Here is a 15154-nt window from a genome sequence, read left to right as displayed (position 1 = left end):
CGGCCGGGGTCCGACATGGCTGTCCGTCGCCTGCCGTACCCCGGCGGGAGCGTGCTCGGGGGCCTACGGGAGCGTGCCCGAGGGCCTACGGGAGCGTGCCCCAGGGCCTACGGGAGCAGCGAGGTCAGCGGGACGGACGGGTCGGCCAGGGCCACGGTGTCGAGCTGGTCGCCGCCGCGGATGAGCCGTTGGATCGATTCGGTGACGTCCCAGACGTTGACGTTCATACCCGCGAGGAGCCGGCCGTCGTTCAGCCAGAAGGCGATGAACTGCCGCTTGCCGACGTCGCCGCGCACCAGCACCTGGTCGTATGAGCCGGGCGGGGCGTAGCCGGAGTACTCCAGGCCGACGTCGTACTGGTCGGAGAAGAAGTACGGCACCCGGTCGTACGCGACGTCCTGGCCGAGCATGGCGCGGGCCGCCGCCGGGCCGCCGTTCAGCGCGTTGGCCCAGTGCTCGACGCGCAGCCGGGCGCTCTGCGGCAGCGCGGCCCGTACGGGGGTGCCCTCGAGGAAGCCGAGCGGGGCGGCGGCGACGTCGCCCGCGGCGAAGATGTCGGGGTCGCTGGTGCGCAGCGAGGTGTCGACCGCGATGCCGCCGCCCGCCGCGCGGTCCACCACCTCCAGGCCCGCGGCCTCGGCGAGGGCGGTGCGCGGGGCGGCTCCGATGGCGGCCAGGACGCTGTGGGCGGGGTGCTCCTCGCCGTCGTCGGTGAGGGCGGCCAGCACCATGCCGTCCTGGCCGGTGATCTCGGTAAGGCGGCCACCGAAGTGGAAGCGGACCCCGTGCTCGCCGTGGAGGTCGGCGAAGAGGGCGCCCAGCTCGGGGCCGAGGACGGGGTGGAGCGGGGTGGGCTCGGGCTCGACGATGGTCACCTCGGCGCCGTAGCCGCGGGCGGCGGCCGCGACTTCGAGGCCGATCCAGCCGGCGCCCGCGATGACCAGCTGGCCGTTGTCCCGGCCGAGGGTCGTCAGGACGCCCTTGAGCCGCTCGGCGTGGGCGAGCCGGCGCAGATGGTGGACCCCGGCCAGATCGGTGCCGGGGATGTCGAGACGGCGCGGCTCGGCGCCGGTGGCCAGCAGCAGCCGGTCGTAGTGGACCCGGGTGCCGTCGCCCAGGGTCACGGCCTTGGCGGCGCGGTCCAGGTGGACGGCGGGCAGGCCGAGGTGGAGCTCGATATCGGCCTGGGCGTACCAGGCGGGCTCGTGGACGAAGACGCTGTCGCGCTCCTGGCTGCCGGTGAGGAAGCCCTTGGACAGCGGGGGCCGTTCATAGGGGTGGTCGCGCTCGTCACCGATGAGGATCACCCGCCCGGTGAAGCCCTCCGCTCGCAGGGTTTCCGCGGCTTTCGCCCCGGCCAGCCCCCCTCCGACGATGACGAATGTCTGGTGTGCGTCGACCACTTGTGTCCTCCTCGCTGCCGAGCAGTGCCGAGCAGTGCCTCTATGAGTGCCTTACCCCGGTCGCGTCAGGTCGTGCTCCGAAAGCGGTGCCACATGCTGCGCCCATGGCTGTGCCGGGAATTTGTGCCCGAAAGCTGTGCCGAAAGCTGTGCCGAAAGCTCTGTCACAGGGGAGCCTCCCGCACCGCGCGTGCGTCCGGAAGGGCCCGTACGCCGGACGTGTGCACGCAAGCCGGATCCGGCGGGCGGCGGATCACGAGGTGAGCCGGGCATGGAGCCACCGGGCCGAGGTGTCGGTCAGGGAGGCGATCTGGTCGACGATCGCCCGCAGCCGGCCCCGGTCGTCCCCGGCCGCGTCGAAGAGCGCGCGGAACTGGGGGTCCAGGCCGACGGGGGCGCGGGCGATCAGGGCCTCGCCCAGCTCGGCGATGACGACGCGCTGATCGGCCCGGACCAGCTCCTGGTCGGCGCGCTGGATGACATACCGGTCGGCGACCGCCTTGAGGACCGCGCACTCCAGGCGGGCGGCGCGGGGGACGACCAGCTCGGCGTGGTAGCGGGTGAAGCGGCCCGTGCCGTACGCCGCGCGGGTGGCGCCCTCGGCGGCCAGGCAGAAGCGGCCGATGAGCTGGCTGGTGGCGTCCTTGAGACGGGCCTGGGCGACCGACGAGCCGTCGTAGCGATGCGGCCACCACTCCTGGCCCAGCAGCCGGTCCAGCGCCTCGGCCAGCTCGCCGGGCTCGGCCCCCGGGGCGTAGCGATCGGCGGCGACGGCGAAGACCTCGCGGCGCTCGGGCTCGGCGAGCAGGCTCTCGGGGTCGAGATGGCCCGCGTGCAGCCCGTCCTCGACGTCGTGCACCGAGTAGGCGACATCGTCGGCCCAGTCCATGACCTGGGCCTCGAAGGTCTTACGGCCCTCGGGGGCGCCCTGCCGGAACCACGCGAAGATCGGGAGGTCGTCCTCGTAGACCCCGAACTTCGGGGAGCGGGGGCTGTACGGATGGCCGCCGCGCGGCCAGGGGTACTTGGTGGCGGCGTCCAGCGCGGCGCGGGTGAGGTTGAGGCCGACGCTCACCGGCTCACCGGCCTCCGGGCCGGGGATGAACCGCTTCGGTTCGAGCCGGGCCAGCAGCCGCAGCGACTGCGCGTTTCCCTCGAAGCCGCCGCAGGGCTCGGCGATCTTGTTGAGCACCCGCTCGCCGTTGTGCCCGAACGGCGGATGGCCGAGGTCATGGGCGAGGCAGGCGGTCTCCACCAGATCCGGGTCGCAGCCGAGGGCGGCCCCCAGCTCACGGCCCACCTGGGCGCACTCCAGGGAGTGGGTCAGCCGGGTGCGGGGCGTGGCGTCGAAGGCCAGGGCGCGCCCGGCAGGGCCGGGGTCGGCGGCCGGTGCGGCGGACACCACCTGGGTCTTCCCGGCCAGCCTGCGCAGCGCGGCGGAGTGCAGCACCCGCGCCCGGTCCCGCTGGAAGGCGGTCCGGCCCGGCCGCTTGTCGGGCTCGGACGCCCAGCGCTCGAGGTCCGCCGGGGCGTAACCGGGCACGTGGCCGATGTCGGCCTCGGGGGCACCGGTCGGAGGGGCCGGATCCGGATCAGGTGGTGCGCTGCGACTCATACACCGACGGTAGCCGCCGGGGGTGACAAGGGCGCAAAGGCGAGGGTCTGTTCGTACCGGCGCAGTATGAGACGCGCCACCGCCGGATGGGCGCCGAGCGGGGCGGCCGCGACCCCGGGGGTGGCGCTCATGTTCTCAACGGCGTTCGCGCACTGCGTGGCGAAGCGGCCGGGTGCGGTGAAGTAGGAGGCGGCGGCGATCCGGTCATGGCCGAGGGCGGCCAGGGCCCGTACGGCCTCGGGCACGGTGGGCCCGGAGCCGGAGGCGTAGCCGGGCAGGACGGGCACACCGCCGAGCCGGGCGCTGAGCAGGGCGGCGGTCCGGGCCACGTCGACGGCCGCATCCGGGTCGCGGGAGCCCGCCGCGGCCAGGACGACGCCCACCCGGTGCGGAGCCGCGACGCCCGCGGCGGCAGTCCTGTCCGGAGCCCCGGCGCCGGTCCCGCACGGAGCCCCGGCACCGGTCCCGTACGGAGCCGCCGCGCTGGTCCCGTACGGAGCCGCCGCGCCCGGGCCGTACGGAGCCCCGGCCCGGTGGCCCGCCTCCGTCAGCCGGGCGTGCAGCGCCTCGGCGAGCAGCGGGTCCGGGCCGAGCGGGGCGGCGATCCGGGCGGCGAGGTGGGGCGCGGCGGCGACGGCGTCCGGGATGTCCTGTTTGGTGTGGTAGCCGCGGCTCAGGAGCAGCGGGACGAGCACGGCCTCACCGCGCAGCGCGGCCAGCGTGTCGGTCAGCAGCGGCTGGTTGAGCTCGATATGGCCGAGACGTACGGGCAGTCCGGGGCGGAGCGCGCGGACGCGGTCCAGGAGTGCGGTCACGGTGCGCAGCGCCTCGGGGTCCCGGCTGCCGTGGGCGACGGCGACGAGCGTCGGCGGCCGGTCGCGGCCACCCTGGCGGCTGCCCTGATGGCCGCCAGGGTGGCCGCCAGGGCGGTGGCCGTGGCCCAGCCGGTCGAGCTGGGTGGTGAGCTGTGCGGTGAACCGGGTCATGAGCCGCTGGACACTGTCGAAGTCCGCCGTGCTGTCGGGGCCAGGAGAACCGGAGTGGGGCGTCATGGCCAGAGCCTGGCAGCGGCAGATTGCACCGCCGTTGCGCGGCCGTGACGGGTGGTTGCGCCGATATCACCGGCCGCCGGACACCGCGCTGAGGTCCGCTTCCCGCAGGCGTAATCCGGGGCGACGCGGGTCGTAACACGGCCGTAGCACCCTCCTCGGCATGGCGCACGTTCCCGGGGAGCACTCCCTCGCCCCCGACCCCGCCCCCGACCCCGCACCCGTCGACACGCACTGCCCTTACTGTTCGCTGCAGTGCGGGATGACGCTGCGCCCGGTGCCACCGGATGGGGAGACGGGTGGCGTCGAGGTCATCGAGCGCACCGCCTTCCCCGTCAACCGCGGCGCGCTCTGCGGTAAGGGCCGCACCGCGCCCGCTGTGCTCTCCTCCCGGGTGCGTCTGACCGAGCCGCTGGTCCGCCGCCCTGACTCCGGTCGGCTCGAACCGGCCACCTGGGAGGAGGCCCTCGACCGGATCGCCGAGGGCCTGGCGGCCGCCGGCCGGGCGCACGGCCGGGACGCGGTGGGGGTCTTCGGCGGCGGCGGGCTGACGAACGAGAAGGCGTACGCGCTGGGGAAGTTCGCCCGGGTGGTGCTCGGCACCTCGCAGATCGACTACAACGGCCGGTTCTGCATGTCCTCGGCCGCCGCCGCCCATCAGCGGGCCTTCGGTCTGGACCGCGGGCTGCCGTTCCCGCTGGCGGACGTGGCCCGCACCGGATGCGTCGTCCTCGTCGGCTCGAACCTGGCCGAGACCATGCCGCCCGCCCTGCGCTATCTGACCGAGCTGAAGGAGGCGGGCGGCCGGCTGATCGTGGTCGACCCCCGGCGCACCCGTACGGCGGAGCAGGCGGATCTGCATCTGGCGCCGCGCCCCGGCACCGATCTCGCGCTCGCGCTGGGGCTGCTGCACCTGGTGGTCGCGGAGGGCCGGGTGGACGAGGAGTTCGTCGAACGGCGCACCAGCGGCTGGCCCGAGGCGCGGGCCGCCGCGATGGCCCACTGGCCGGAGCTGGTGGAGCGGATCACCGGCGTCCCCGTCCCCGACCTCCGTAAGGCGGTCACGATGTTCTGCGACGCCGAGAACTCGATGGTGCTGACGGCGCGGGGCCCCGAGCAGCAGTCCAAGGGCACCGATACCGTCGGCGCGTGGATCAACCTGTGCCTGGCCACCGGCCACGCGGGCCGCCCGCTGTCCGGCTACGGCTGCCTGACCGGCCAGGGCAACGGCCAGGGCGGCCGCGAACACGGCCAGAAGGCCGATCAGCTGCCCGGCTACCGCAAGCTGGCCGACCCGGCCGCGCGCGCCCATGTGGCGGCCGTATGGGGCGTCGAGCCCGACGCCCTCCCCGGGCCGGGGCGCAGCGCGTACGAGCTCCTGGACGCGCTCGGACGGGACGTCCGGGCGCTGCTGCTGATGGGCTCCAACCCGCTGGTCTCCGCCCCGCGCGCGGCCCATGTGGAGTCCCGGCTGCGATCGCTGGACTTCCTGGCGGTCGCCGACGTCGTGCTCTCGGAGACCGCCGCGCTCGCCGATGTGGTCCTGCCGGTGGCCCAGTGGGCCGAGGAGACCGGGACCATGACCAACCTGGAGGGCAGGGTCATCCTCCGCCGGGCGGCCCTCACCCCGCCGCCGGGCGTCCGCACGGATCTGTCGGTGCTGGGCGGGCTCGCGGCCCGGCTCGGCTGGGAGAAGGGGTTCCCGGCCGACGCGGAGGAGGTCTTCGAGGAGCTGCGGCGGGCCTCGGCCGGGGGCCCGGCGGACTACTCGGGCATCACGTACCGGAGGATCGCGGAGGAGGACGGGGTGTTCTGGCCCTGCCCGGAGCGCGCGGAGGAGAGCGCCCGTACGGGCACCGAGGGGCCCCATTCGGAGGGCGCCGAGCGGCCCGGCCCGCATCCCGGTACGCCGCGGCTGTTCCTCGACCGGTTCGCCACCGACGACGGGCGGGCCCGCTTCGCCCCCGTGAGCCATCGCCCGGCCGCGGAGGAGCCGGACGCCGCCTATCCGGTGCTGCTGACGACGGGCCGGGTGCTGGCCCAGTACCAGTCGGGCGCCCAGACCCGGCGGGTCAGCGAGCTCAACGAGGCCGCGCCCGGCCCCTACGTCCAGCTCCATCCGCTGCTCGCCGAGCGGCTCGGGGCGGCCGAGGGCGTGCCGATCGCGGTGGTCTCCCGGCGCGGCCGCGCCGTGGCCCCGGCCCGCATCAGCCGGGACATCCGGCCGGACACGGTGTTCATGCCGTTCCACTGGGCGGGGCCGGGGCGGGCCAACACGGTGACGAACCCGGCGCTGGATCCGGTGTCGCGGATGCCGGAGTTCAAGGTGTGCGCGGTGCGGCTGGAGCTGGCCGAGGGCTGATCGCCCCGGTCAGCCCCGGCTCCAGCTCTCGACCTCCTTCAGGTACGCCGCCCGCGTCTCCTCGTCCAGGAAGGCGGCCTCGAAGGAGTTGCGGGCCAGGGTGCGCAGGGTGGTCTCGTCGAGGCCGAGCGCGTCCCGTACGGCGGTGAAGTTGTCGGCCACGTAGCCGCCGAAGTAGGCGGGGTCGTCGGAGTTGACCGTCACCAGCAGACCGGCGTCCAGCATCGCGGGCAGCGGATGGTCCGCCAGGCGGTCCACGACGCGCAGCCGGACGTTCGACAGGGGGCAGACGGTCAGCGGGGTCCGGTCCGCCACCAGCCGGGCCACCAGCGCCTCGTCCTCCAGGCAGCGCACCCCGTGGTCGACGCGGTCCACGCCGAGGATGTCCAGCGCCTCCCACACATACGCGGGCGGCCCCTCCTCCCCCGCGTGCGCGACACACTTCAGCCCGGCCTCCCGCGCGAGCGCGTACACCTCGCGGAACTTCGACGGCGGGTTCCCGACCTCCGCCGAGTCCAGGCCGACGGCGGCGATCCGGTCCAGGTGAGGGCGGGCCGCCTCGAACGTCTCCAGGGCCGACTCGGCGCTCTCGTCGCGCAGGAAGCACATGATCAGGCGCGTGGTGATGCCGTACGTCCCCGGCGCCGCGTCCAGCGCGCGGCCGATCCCGCGGATGACCGCGTCGATCTCGACACCGCGCGCGGTGTGCGCCTGCGGATCGAAGAAGATCTCGGCATGGCGCACACCCTGCTCACGGGCGCGGGCGAGATAGGCGTGGGTGAGGTCGGCGAAGTCGTCCTCGGTGCGCAGGACGGTCATCAGCGCGTAGTAGAGGTTCAGGAAGTCCTGCAGATCGCTGAAGGAGTACGCGGCCCGCAGCTCCTCCTGGGTGGCGTACGGCAACTCGACCCCGTTGCGCTCGGCGAGCGCGAAGGCAAGATCGGGCTCCAGGGTGCCCTCGATGTGGAGATGGAGCTCTGCGGTGGGGATCGGGGGCATGGAGGGGATCACCTGCTGGTCCTCGGCGGTGCGGAATGACTGGTCAAGGCTATGCGGGAGCGGATGCATCACCCTTGTGGGGGTAATGCGAACGGAAGACGGATACCACCGGGGGGCCGTCGCTACGGTGAGCGAGACAGTACGCTCCGTAGCAGATGGAGGACACGGTGACCGCGATATTGGAGCGGCCGATGACCACAGAAGACACACCGGCAGCCGAGGGGCCCCGAAAGGCCCTGCGCACGGAGTTCGAGGAACTGCTCCGTACCACGGAAGAACTGAATACACCGGACGGCTACAAGGCCGAGCTCATCAGGGGGAAGATCGTCGTGTCGCCGTGGTCGAGGCCGTTTTACAAGCGGCACATGAGGTCACTGCGCCTGCAGCTCGCCCCCCATGTCCCCGAGGGCCATGACGCCGATACATCCCCCTTCCTCTTCAGCTTCCCCACATCCGAGCGCGCCTACGGCCCGGATCTTCACGTCGCGGACCTGAAGGCGTTCGTGGGTGACGCACGCCATGTGGACGGCGCGGCGCTGTCCCTCGTCGCCGAGCTCACGTCCGTCTCCACCCGGGATGTCGACTGGCAGGAGAAGCTCGAGGTCTACGGTCGCCATGTGCCGGTCTACCTCGTGCTCGACATGCAGACCGAAGAGATCACGGCCTTCTGGGACCCTTCGGACCACGGCTACCTCGCCCGTATGACGGTCCCGTTCGGTAAGCCGCTGCCCATCCCCGCGCCGTTCGGCTTCGAGCTCGAGACGACCGATTTCGTGGATGAGCCCGAAGAGGATCAGGAGGAAACGGCCAAGTAACCGACGCAACCGCCGCCCCCTCTCCCGCGTCCCACAGCGCGACCGGATCGGTGATGCGAAGAGGGGGAGAGCATGCGGGGGTGGGTGCGGGGGCGGTTGCCGCGGACTCGGCGGGGGTGGCGGCGGCTGGTGCAGGGGGGCGTCCTCGTCTGCGTACTGGCGCTGCTCCCCGCGACCTGGCTGCGGCTGAGCACGGACGACCGGATCCATACGGTCGCCGATGTGCCCTCGGCGCCGGTGGGCGTGGTCTTCGGGGCGGGGCTGTGGAACGGGGAGCCGTCGCCATATCTGGCGCACCGGCTGGACGCCGCCGTACGGCTCTACCGGGACGGCAGGGTCCGTGCGCTGCTGGTCACCGGGGACAACAGCCGCCATGACTACGACGAACCGGACGCGATGCGCGCCTATCTCGTCAAGCGCGGGGTCCCGGACCGGCGGATCGTGAGCGACTTCGCGGGCTTCGACACCTGGGACTCCTGCAGCCGGGCCCGGCGGGTCTTCGGGGTGCACAAGGCGGTGCTGGTGAGCCAGGGGTTCCATGTGCGGCGGGCGCTGGCGCTGTGCGGGGCGGCCGGGATCGACGCGTACGGGGTCGCGGTCGACGAGCCGCACGATATGACCTGGTACTTCGGTGGGACCCGGGAGGTCGTGGCGGCGGGCAAGGCGGCCCTGGACGCGGCGTTCGAGCCGGATCCGCACTTCCTGGGGCCGCGGGAGCGGGGGATCGAGCGGGCGCTGGCGGGGCGGGGGGCTTCCGGCTCCCGCTGAGCCCCCTCGGCCCTCGCCTCCGGGCGCCGGGCGCCGTCAGCCGATCGTGGTCTCCGACACCACCCACGCCAGATAGTCCTCGCTGCCGTTCACGATGGGCGTGGCGATGACCTCGGGCGTCTCGTAGTCGTGCGCCTCGCGGATATGGGCCTCCAGTTCGTCGTAGCGCGCGGCGGTGGTCTTGAACAGCACCTGCCACTCGGCCGCCGTCTCGACCTCCCCCTCCCACCGGTACACGGATGTCACGGGCTGGCTGATCTGCGCACAGGCCGCCAGCCGGGCCTCGATCGCCCCGCGGGCCAGCGACTCGGCCTTCTCGGGGGTGTCGGTCGTGGTCAGTACGGTCAGGTAGTCGGCCACTGCTGCGGTACCTCTCTCCACGGCGCGGTCGTACGGCGCGGCTGCTAACTGGCGCCCACCACGCTAGCCGGTGAGGATTGAGGGAACCCGCCAACGATCAGACCGGACCGTTCGAGGGGCACTCATGGATGACCTCACCACGCTCGCGCGCCACCATCTGGACCAGGCCAAGGCCGATCCGCACGGGCGCAGCGCACATCTGTTCCTGCACGACGGCCCGCTGCGGCAGAGCGTGATCGCCATGGTCTCCGGCTGTGAGCTCGATGAGCACAACGCTCCTCCGGCGGCCAGTCTCCAGGTGCTGCACGGGCATGTACGGCTGACCGGCGGCGGCGACCGGATGGATCTCATCGCGGGCCAGGTGCAGGAGATCCCGCATGAGCGGCACGGGTTGCGGGCGTTGGAGGACTCGGTGGTGCTGCTGACCGCCGTGACCGCCACACATGGCTGTCCCACCCCCTACGAGGACGCGGCCACCACCTGACGGCGGCCTAGTCGCTGCCGCCCCCGCCACCACCACCGCCGCCGCAGGAGTGGTGGCCGCCGCCGTGGCCACCACCGTGGTCGCCGCCGTAGCCACCGCCGTGGCCGCCCCCGTGGCCTCCGCCGACGCCTCCGCCGTGGCCGTCGCCCCACGAGTGCGTCTCGTAGAAGGACACGTGGTCGGGGTAGCCGGGGTCGTAGGCGATGAGGGTGTGCCGCTCCCAGTAGGCCGGATCGCCGTTCGGGATGGGGATCGCCGCGCTGACGGCCTTGCGCCGCGCCGGCTCCGGGAGGACGACGGGGCCGTGGAAGACGTACGAGGGGAGCGCCCCCTCCCGCACGGCCGCCTCCACGCGGCGCCGGCCGGTGCGGGTGGGGCGGCCCCGGAGCCGGGTGAGCAGACCGCCGGCGGCGAGCCGGTCTCGGATCGCCTCCAGCTCGGGTCCACCGAGCAGCGTGGGGACCACGCGGTCCACCGGCTTCGAGCGGGGGCACAGCGCGATGAGCGCGCGCTCGACCGGGTGCCCGGCCTCCCCCGCCGCCTTGGCGTGTATCCGGGAGCGGCGGAGGGTGATCACCTCCCGCTCCTGAAGCGCGATCAGGAGCGTCTGGATCACCCACCGCCGCCCGCCCACCAGATAGGCGATGTCATAGAGGTCCAGCGCCTGGCCCGCCGCCTCCTGTGGCTCCGCCGAGGCGGGGCGTCTGGATATGGCCCACATCGGAATGCCCCCGTCCATCCCTGTCCATCCGAGTCCATCCGCACTACTCACTTACCGTCAGTTTTGTCCTTCTGAACGGTGATGAACCCGGATCGACGCGGTTTCAGAGCAGGATTTGAGCTTTCCTGCCCTCACTGGACGGGGTCGCGTCCCTATTCGGACGGGGTCGTGACGGACACCTCGGCGGACGGTCCGGTGCCGGTGGCCGTCACCGCCGCGATCGAGAAGGTGTACGCGGTGGCCGGACGCAGCTTGCCGATCACCCGCAGCATCCCCTTGGCCCGGGGCTGGGCCGCCAGGACGTCGCGCCCGGTCACCGTGATGGTGCGGCCGTCGGAGACGGTGATCCGGTAGCCGATGACGGGGGTGTCGCCGGTGGTCTTGGGCGGGGTCCAGGACAGCCTGGCGGCCGTGGCCTCCGCGTTGGCCTTCACGCCGGTGGAGACGGCGGGCAGGGCGCCGGGGCCGTCGGCGGTGGGCGTGACGGGGGCGGCGGCCAGCGACCGCTCGCTCTGCCCCACCTGGTTCCGGGCGGTGACGGTCACCGTGTACGGCGTGCCGTTGGTGAGCCCGTCGACCACCGCGTACGCGGTGCGCTTGAAGCGCGCCGCCGGGACGGTGGTGGAGACGGTGTGGCTGCCGTTGGTGGCGGTGGCGGTGACGGCGTACGAGGTGACCGGGGACCCGCCCTCGACGTACGACGGGTTCCAGGTGACGTACGCCGAGCCGTCCGCCGCGAAGTCGCCCACCCGGGTGGGTGCTTCGGGCACCGAGCGAGTGGCGAACGTGCGGTCGAGCAGCCCCCGGTAGCGGGGTTCGAGACCGGCCGCGGCCACGATGTCGGCCGGTGCCTTCGAGGGGTCGGCCAGGATGTGGTTGCCGCTGGTCACCACGCCCTTGTCATTGCCGTCGCGGTCGCCCTGCTCCCAGTAGTTGCCGACGATGCGGGTCGGGTCGTTGTTGCCGAGGTCGTCGCGGTAGTCGACATGTGCGCTGAGGACGTTGGCCTGGGCGCCGTAGAGGACGTTGCCCTCGACCGTGACGTAGGTGCAGCCGTTGTCGGTGTAGACGGTCCGGCCCAGCCCCCACCCGTCGTGGATGACATTGCCGGTGATCTTCTCGCCGTTGTCGAGGGAACTGCCGGTGAGGCCCTGGGTGTAGACGCCCGCGCCGTCGTCGAGGGCCTGCATGTAGTCGTGGATGAGGTTGTTGGCCACCGCGTTGTCGTGCGACACATTGGCGGTGGCCGGTTTGCCGATCTTGTCGGGCCAGCCGCCCCAGCCCATGGAGATCGCCGAGTAGCCGACGTGGTCGATCTGGTTGTGGGCGATGGTGTTGTGCTGGGTGTAGCCGTTGAGGATGGCGACACCGCCGTGGTACTCGCGGGGCAGCGCGTAGAGGTGGTTGTTGGTCACCGACACCTTGCGGGTGAGGTCGGCGTCGCTGCCGGGCCGGGGGGCGTCGACCCCGCCGATCTCCATGCCGTTGCCGGAGATGTCGGTGAAGACATTGCCGCGCACGGTGGTGTTCTGCGTTCCGGTGCCGAGTTCGAGCCCGGCCGCGCCGAGGTGGACGAAGGCGTTGTCGGAGAACTCCAGGTCACGGCCGTGGCTGATGGCCACGTTGCCGGGCATCCTGGTCCAGGACGCGTACGGGCAGGTGCCGCCCGGGGTGTACTCGCACAGCCCCTGGGTCTTCCAGCCCTCCTTGCCGGTCACCGTGTAGCCCGCCTGCACCTCGGAGAAGCCCTCGGGCGAGGAGGGGGTGAGCCAGGTGGCGTACGAGAACTGGATGCCTCGCAGGGCGATGTCGTGCAGCGGCGCGCTTCCGGTGCCCCGCCCGTCGACCAGCTTCTCCAGGACCGGTGCCTCTATATCCGCGGTGCGCGGGTTCTCCCCGGCGCGCGGGCGGTAGTAGACGGTGCGGGTGTGCCGGTCGAGGTACCACTCCCCGGGCTGGTCGAGCACCTCGAAGGCGTTCTCGACATAGCCGGGCAGTGCGTCACTGGTGAGCTTGGCGGGGCCGACCATGTTGATGCTGCGGCCGGGGATGTCGGGGAACTCCACGCGCCTGGTGGAGTTGTCCCAGCACGGCTGGGCCATGGTGACGGTGGTGCCGCTCATCGAGCCGATCGGGCAGCGCGGTTCGGTCCAGGGGCCGAGGCCGTACTGTTGGACGTTCCACAGCGCCTCACCGCTGGGGTAGACGAACTCGATGTCCGACGGGTTGCGCCAGCGGGCGAGGGTGTCGGCGGACGCGGTGTAGCCGGTGGCGGTGGACGTGAGCGTCACCGGTATCGGCCCGCGCGCCCGCTGGGCACGGACGCCGTTCACATACAGCTGCCGGGTGTTGTCCAGCCCGGCCGGCGCGGACGCCGACCACAGCCCGGACCTGCCCTTGACCGGCTTCCAGCGCTGGACGGCCCGGCCGCCGCTGAACACGGTGCCCTTGCCGCCCTGCCAGATGACGCGGTGCCCCTTGCCCCCGGAGTCACGGGAGTCGAGGACGAGCGGCCGGGCGAGGCGGTACGTACCCGGCGCGAGGTGCACCGTGAGGTCGGTTTTCTGGTGTGGGACGCGCTTCCGTACGAGGTCGCGGGCGCGCTCGGGGGTGCGGACGGGGGCGGTGCGGGTGCCGGGCGCGCGGTCGTCGCCGTTCGGCGCGACATACACATCGGCGGCGGGGAGCGGCGCCCGCGCGACGGCGTCGGCGGTGCCGCCGAAGGCGGCGCCGAGGGTGGCGAGGACGGCCGCGACGGCGGCGAATCCGGGGGCCTTGCGGGCGGTCCGGGCCGTCCGGGCGGCTTGGGCGGCTTGGGCGGTCCGGGTGCGTGAGCGTACGTACTCCGACATGTCCCTCCCTGCGGAACCTTGCTGGAACCTGTTGGAACCCTGCTGGAACTCGTGGAGTGGCCCCGGGAAAGGTAGGATCTATAAGAGGAACACGTCAATATAGGCGGCGGAATCCACCTAGCTTCGCCTCTGCGGCATCAATTCATTGGATCTATCGGCTCGGTGGCTGCCTGATGACCGCGGCGGGAGCACCGGCCACCGCCCGCGCTCCTGCCGCGCTCATGAGCCCGACGGCGCGTCAGGACGCCGTGTCGTGGAGCACGGCGAACCGGCCGCGGGCCTCGCCGTCCTCCGACAGCCGCCAGCCCGCGCTGACATGACCCCGGACGCCGGCCGTCTCCGCACCGGACTCCGGACGCAGCACGCGCGTCACCTGGAGGGCGACCCCGTCGCCCAGCAGCAGCCGGGTGCCGTCCGGCCCGTTGGCGACGGCCGCCGCCTCGGCGGCCCCGGCCGGGACCTCGAACCCGGCCCCGGTCACCTCGGCGGTGACGGAGGGGTCGGGGGTGTCGGACACGCTCTGCGCCTGCGGCTCGGCACGACCCTGGAGGAGCGCGAGCAACTGGCCCACGAGCACCGGGTCGTGCGCCCCGTCGTAGATCCACCGCTGCCCCAGCACCCCGTGCTCGGTCGTGCCGATGAGGGCCTGCTCGGCTCCGGCGAGCGGAGCCGCGCGGTAGGTCATCGGTACGTGGTACCAGGCGGGCCGATCACCGGCGTCGTCCCGCACCACCATGAACTCGATCCCCACCTCGCCCTCCGGGTCGTCGAGCCGGAAGCCACCGACCCGCGACAGCTCGGGCGCCCGCTCGGCGGCGGCGTACCACGGCTGCCCGGGCAGCCAGGCCGTGAGCAGTTCCGTCTTGGTCGGACTCATCGTGGTCTTGTGAATGATCGACATGACGGGAGAACATTTCGCCCCGGCGTGTGCTTCCCACGGAACGTGTGCTTCCCCCGGAACGTGTGCTTCCCCCGGAACGCGCGAGGGCCCGGCGCGCCGTGCGCGCCGGGCCGGTGGCCGGTCCCCCCACGGGCCGGCCGGTTGGTTCGGGCCGATCCCCCCACGGGCCGGCCGGTTGGTTCAGGAGCGGGTCGCCCCGACCGCCGCGCTCGTCGCGTCCGCGGACCGGTCGTCGGCGCGGTGCCCCTTCTTGATCACCACGATCTCGCAGGTCTTGGACGGCTTACCGGGCTTACCGGGCTTGCCCGGCTTGCTCGGCACACCGGGCGTGGTCGGCTTGCCCGGCTTGGTCGGCGTCGTGGGGCGGGCGGGGACGGCGGAGTCGTCGTCCTTGGTCCCGGCCTTGCCCTTGATGATGACGACCGTGCACACCTTGCCGGGCTTGCCCGGGAGGCCGGGGAGGGTGGGGATGGCGCAGACGTCGCCATGCCCGCGGGTGCCGCCCTTCGGCGCCACGGTGACCTTCTTGCCGTCGGCCTTGACCCCCGCGGTGGCCTTGCCCACCTCGGTCAGCTCGACCGGCTTCGCGGGCTTGGCGGGCTTGGCGGGCTTGACGGCCGTGCCGCTCGGCACCGCCCGGCAGATGATCGTGTCACTGGGCTTCGACTTCGCCTTGGAGGCGGAGGCGGCGGCCGACGCCGAGGAGTGGGACGAGGACGAAGCCGAGGCGGGGACCGCGGCACCCAGCGCCAGGGCACCGGCCGCCATGGCGAGCACGACACCGCGCCGCTTCGCGGACGTGGCATGAGGCAGGAAACGAGACATG

The 15154-nt window shown here is 72.9% G+C and carries 13 protein-coding genes; 4 read left to right on the top strand and 9 right to left on the bottom strand.

The features are described 5' to 3' along the window. Positions 1 to 107 precede the first annotated feature (107 nt). From J8403_RS29185 to J8403_RS29175, 3 genes are all read right to left on the bottom strand, one after another. A complete protein-coding gene (locus J8403_RS29185; RefSeq protein ID WP_211125763.1) occupies positions 108 to 1403 on the bottom strand; it encodes an NAD(P)/FAD-dependent oxidoreductase in 1296 nt (431 codons plus the stop codon). A gap of 252 nt (positions 1404 to 1655) precedes the next feature. Beyond that, entirely contained in the window at positions 1656 to 3017 is a 1362-nt protein-coding gene (locus J8403_RS29180) for a deoxyguanosinetriphosphate triphosphohydrolase (protein WP_246586040.1), read from the bottom strand. Continuing rightward, on the bottom strand, positions 3014 to 4069 hold the full coding sequence (locus J8403_RS29175; protein ID WP_246586039.1) for a sirohydrochlorin chelatase: 1056 nt from the start codon (positions 4067 to 4069) through the stop codon (positions 3014 to 3016). Before J8403_RS29175 ends, J8403_RS29180 begins: the two co-directional genes overlap by 4 nt. Before the next feature lie 160 nt (positions 4070 to 4229). Between J8403_RS29175 and J8403_RS29170 the strand changes: the two genes are divergently transcribed. After that, positions 4230 to 6428, top strand: coding sequence for a molybdopterin oxidoreductase family protein (locus J8403_RS29170; protein WP_211125762.1), 2199 nt, complete (start codon positions 4230 to 4232; stop codon positions 6426 to 6428). Between the two features lie 9 nt (positions 6429 to 6437). On the opposite strand, the gene J8403_RS29165 is transcribed toward J8403_RS29170, so the two are convergent. Next, positions 6438 to 7427 (bottom strand): adenosine deaminase, encoded by a 990-nt coding sequence (locus tag J8403_RS29165; RefSeq protein WP_211128483.1) that lies wholly within the window; start codon positions 7425 to 7427, stop codon positions 6438 to 6440. Positions 7428 to 7618: 191 nt separating this feature from the next. On the opposite strand from J8403_RS29165, the gene J8403_RS29160 reads away from it, so the two are divergent. Both J8403_RS29160 and J8403_RS29155 read left to right on the top strand, forming a co-directional pair. Beyond that, positions 7619 to 8242 carry a Uma2 family endonuclease gene (locus J8403_RS29160; protein WP_211125761.1) on the top strand — a complete coding sequence of 208 codons (624 nt, stop codon included), beginning with the start codon at positions 7619 to 7621 and terminating at the stop codon, positions 8240 to 8242. 72 nt (positions 8243 to 8314) lie between these two features. Next, positions 8315 to 9010 (top strand): SanA/YdcF family protein, encoded by a 696-nt coding sequence (locus J8403_RS29155; protein ID WP_211125760.1) that lies wholly within the window; start codon positions 8315 to 8317, stop codon positions 9008 to 9010. A 36-nt stretch (positions 9011 to 9046) separates the two neighbouring features. Here J8403_RS29155 and cutA read toward each other — a convergent pair whose 3' ends face one another. After that, a complete protein-coding gene (gene cutA, locus J8403_RS29150) occupies positions 9047 to 9370 on the bottom strand; it encodes a divalent-cation tolerance protein CutA (RefSeq protein WP_211128482.1) in 324 nt (107 codons plus the stop codon). 124 nt (positions 9371 to 9494) lie between these two features. Between cutA and J8403_RS29145 the strand changes: the two genes are divergently transcribed. Then, complete coding sequence (locus tag J8403_RS29145; RefSeq protein WP_211125759.1) at positions 9495 to 9854, top strand: cupin domain-containing protein; 360 nt, start codon at positions 9495 to 9497, stop codon at positions 9852 to 9854. A 7-nt stretch (positions 9855 to 9861) separates the two neighbouring features. On the opposite strand, the gene J8403_RS44410 is transcribed toward J8403_RS29145, so the two are convergent. The 4 genes from J8403_RS44410 to J8403_RS29125 all read right to left on the bottom strand — a co-directional run bounded on the left by J8403_RS44410 (position 9862) and on the right by J8403_RS29125 (position 15153). Next, positions 9862 to 10593, bottom strand: a complete 732-nt coding sequence (locus J8403_RS44410; protein WP_211125758.1) for a TIGR04222 domain-containing membrane protein — start codon at positions 10591 to 10593, stop codon at positions 9862 to 9864. Between the two features lie 134 nt (positions 10594 to 10727). After that, entirely contained in the window at positions 10728 to 13427 is a 2700-nt protein-coding gene (locus J8403_RS44405) for a fibronectin type III domain-containing protein (protein ID WP_211125757.1), read from the bottom strand. Positions 13428 to 13665: 238 nt separating this feature from the next. After that, a complete protein-coding gene (locus tag J8403_RS29130) occupies positions 13666 to 14328 on the bottom strand; it encodes a maltokinase N-terminal cap-like domain-containing protein (RefSeq protein ID WP_211125756.1) in 663 nt (220 codons plus the stop codon). A gap of 180 nt (positions 14329 to 14508) precedes the next feature. Next, a complete protein-coding gene (locus tag J8403_RS29125) occupies positions 14509 to 15153 on the bottom strand; it encodes a hypothetical protein (RefSeq protein WP_211125755.1) in 645 nt (214 codons plus the stop codon). Position 15154: the final 1 nt, after the last annotated feature.

The sequence above is a fragment of the Streptomyces yatensis genome (assembly GCF_018069625.1).
Taxonomy (GTDB): Bacteria; Actinomycetota; Actinomycetes; order Streptomycetales; family Streptomycetaceae; genus Streptomyces; species Streptomyces yatensis.
Note: the sequence above shows the minus strand (reverse complement) of the source record. Positions and strands in the feature narration are given on the sequence as shown.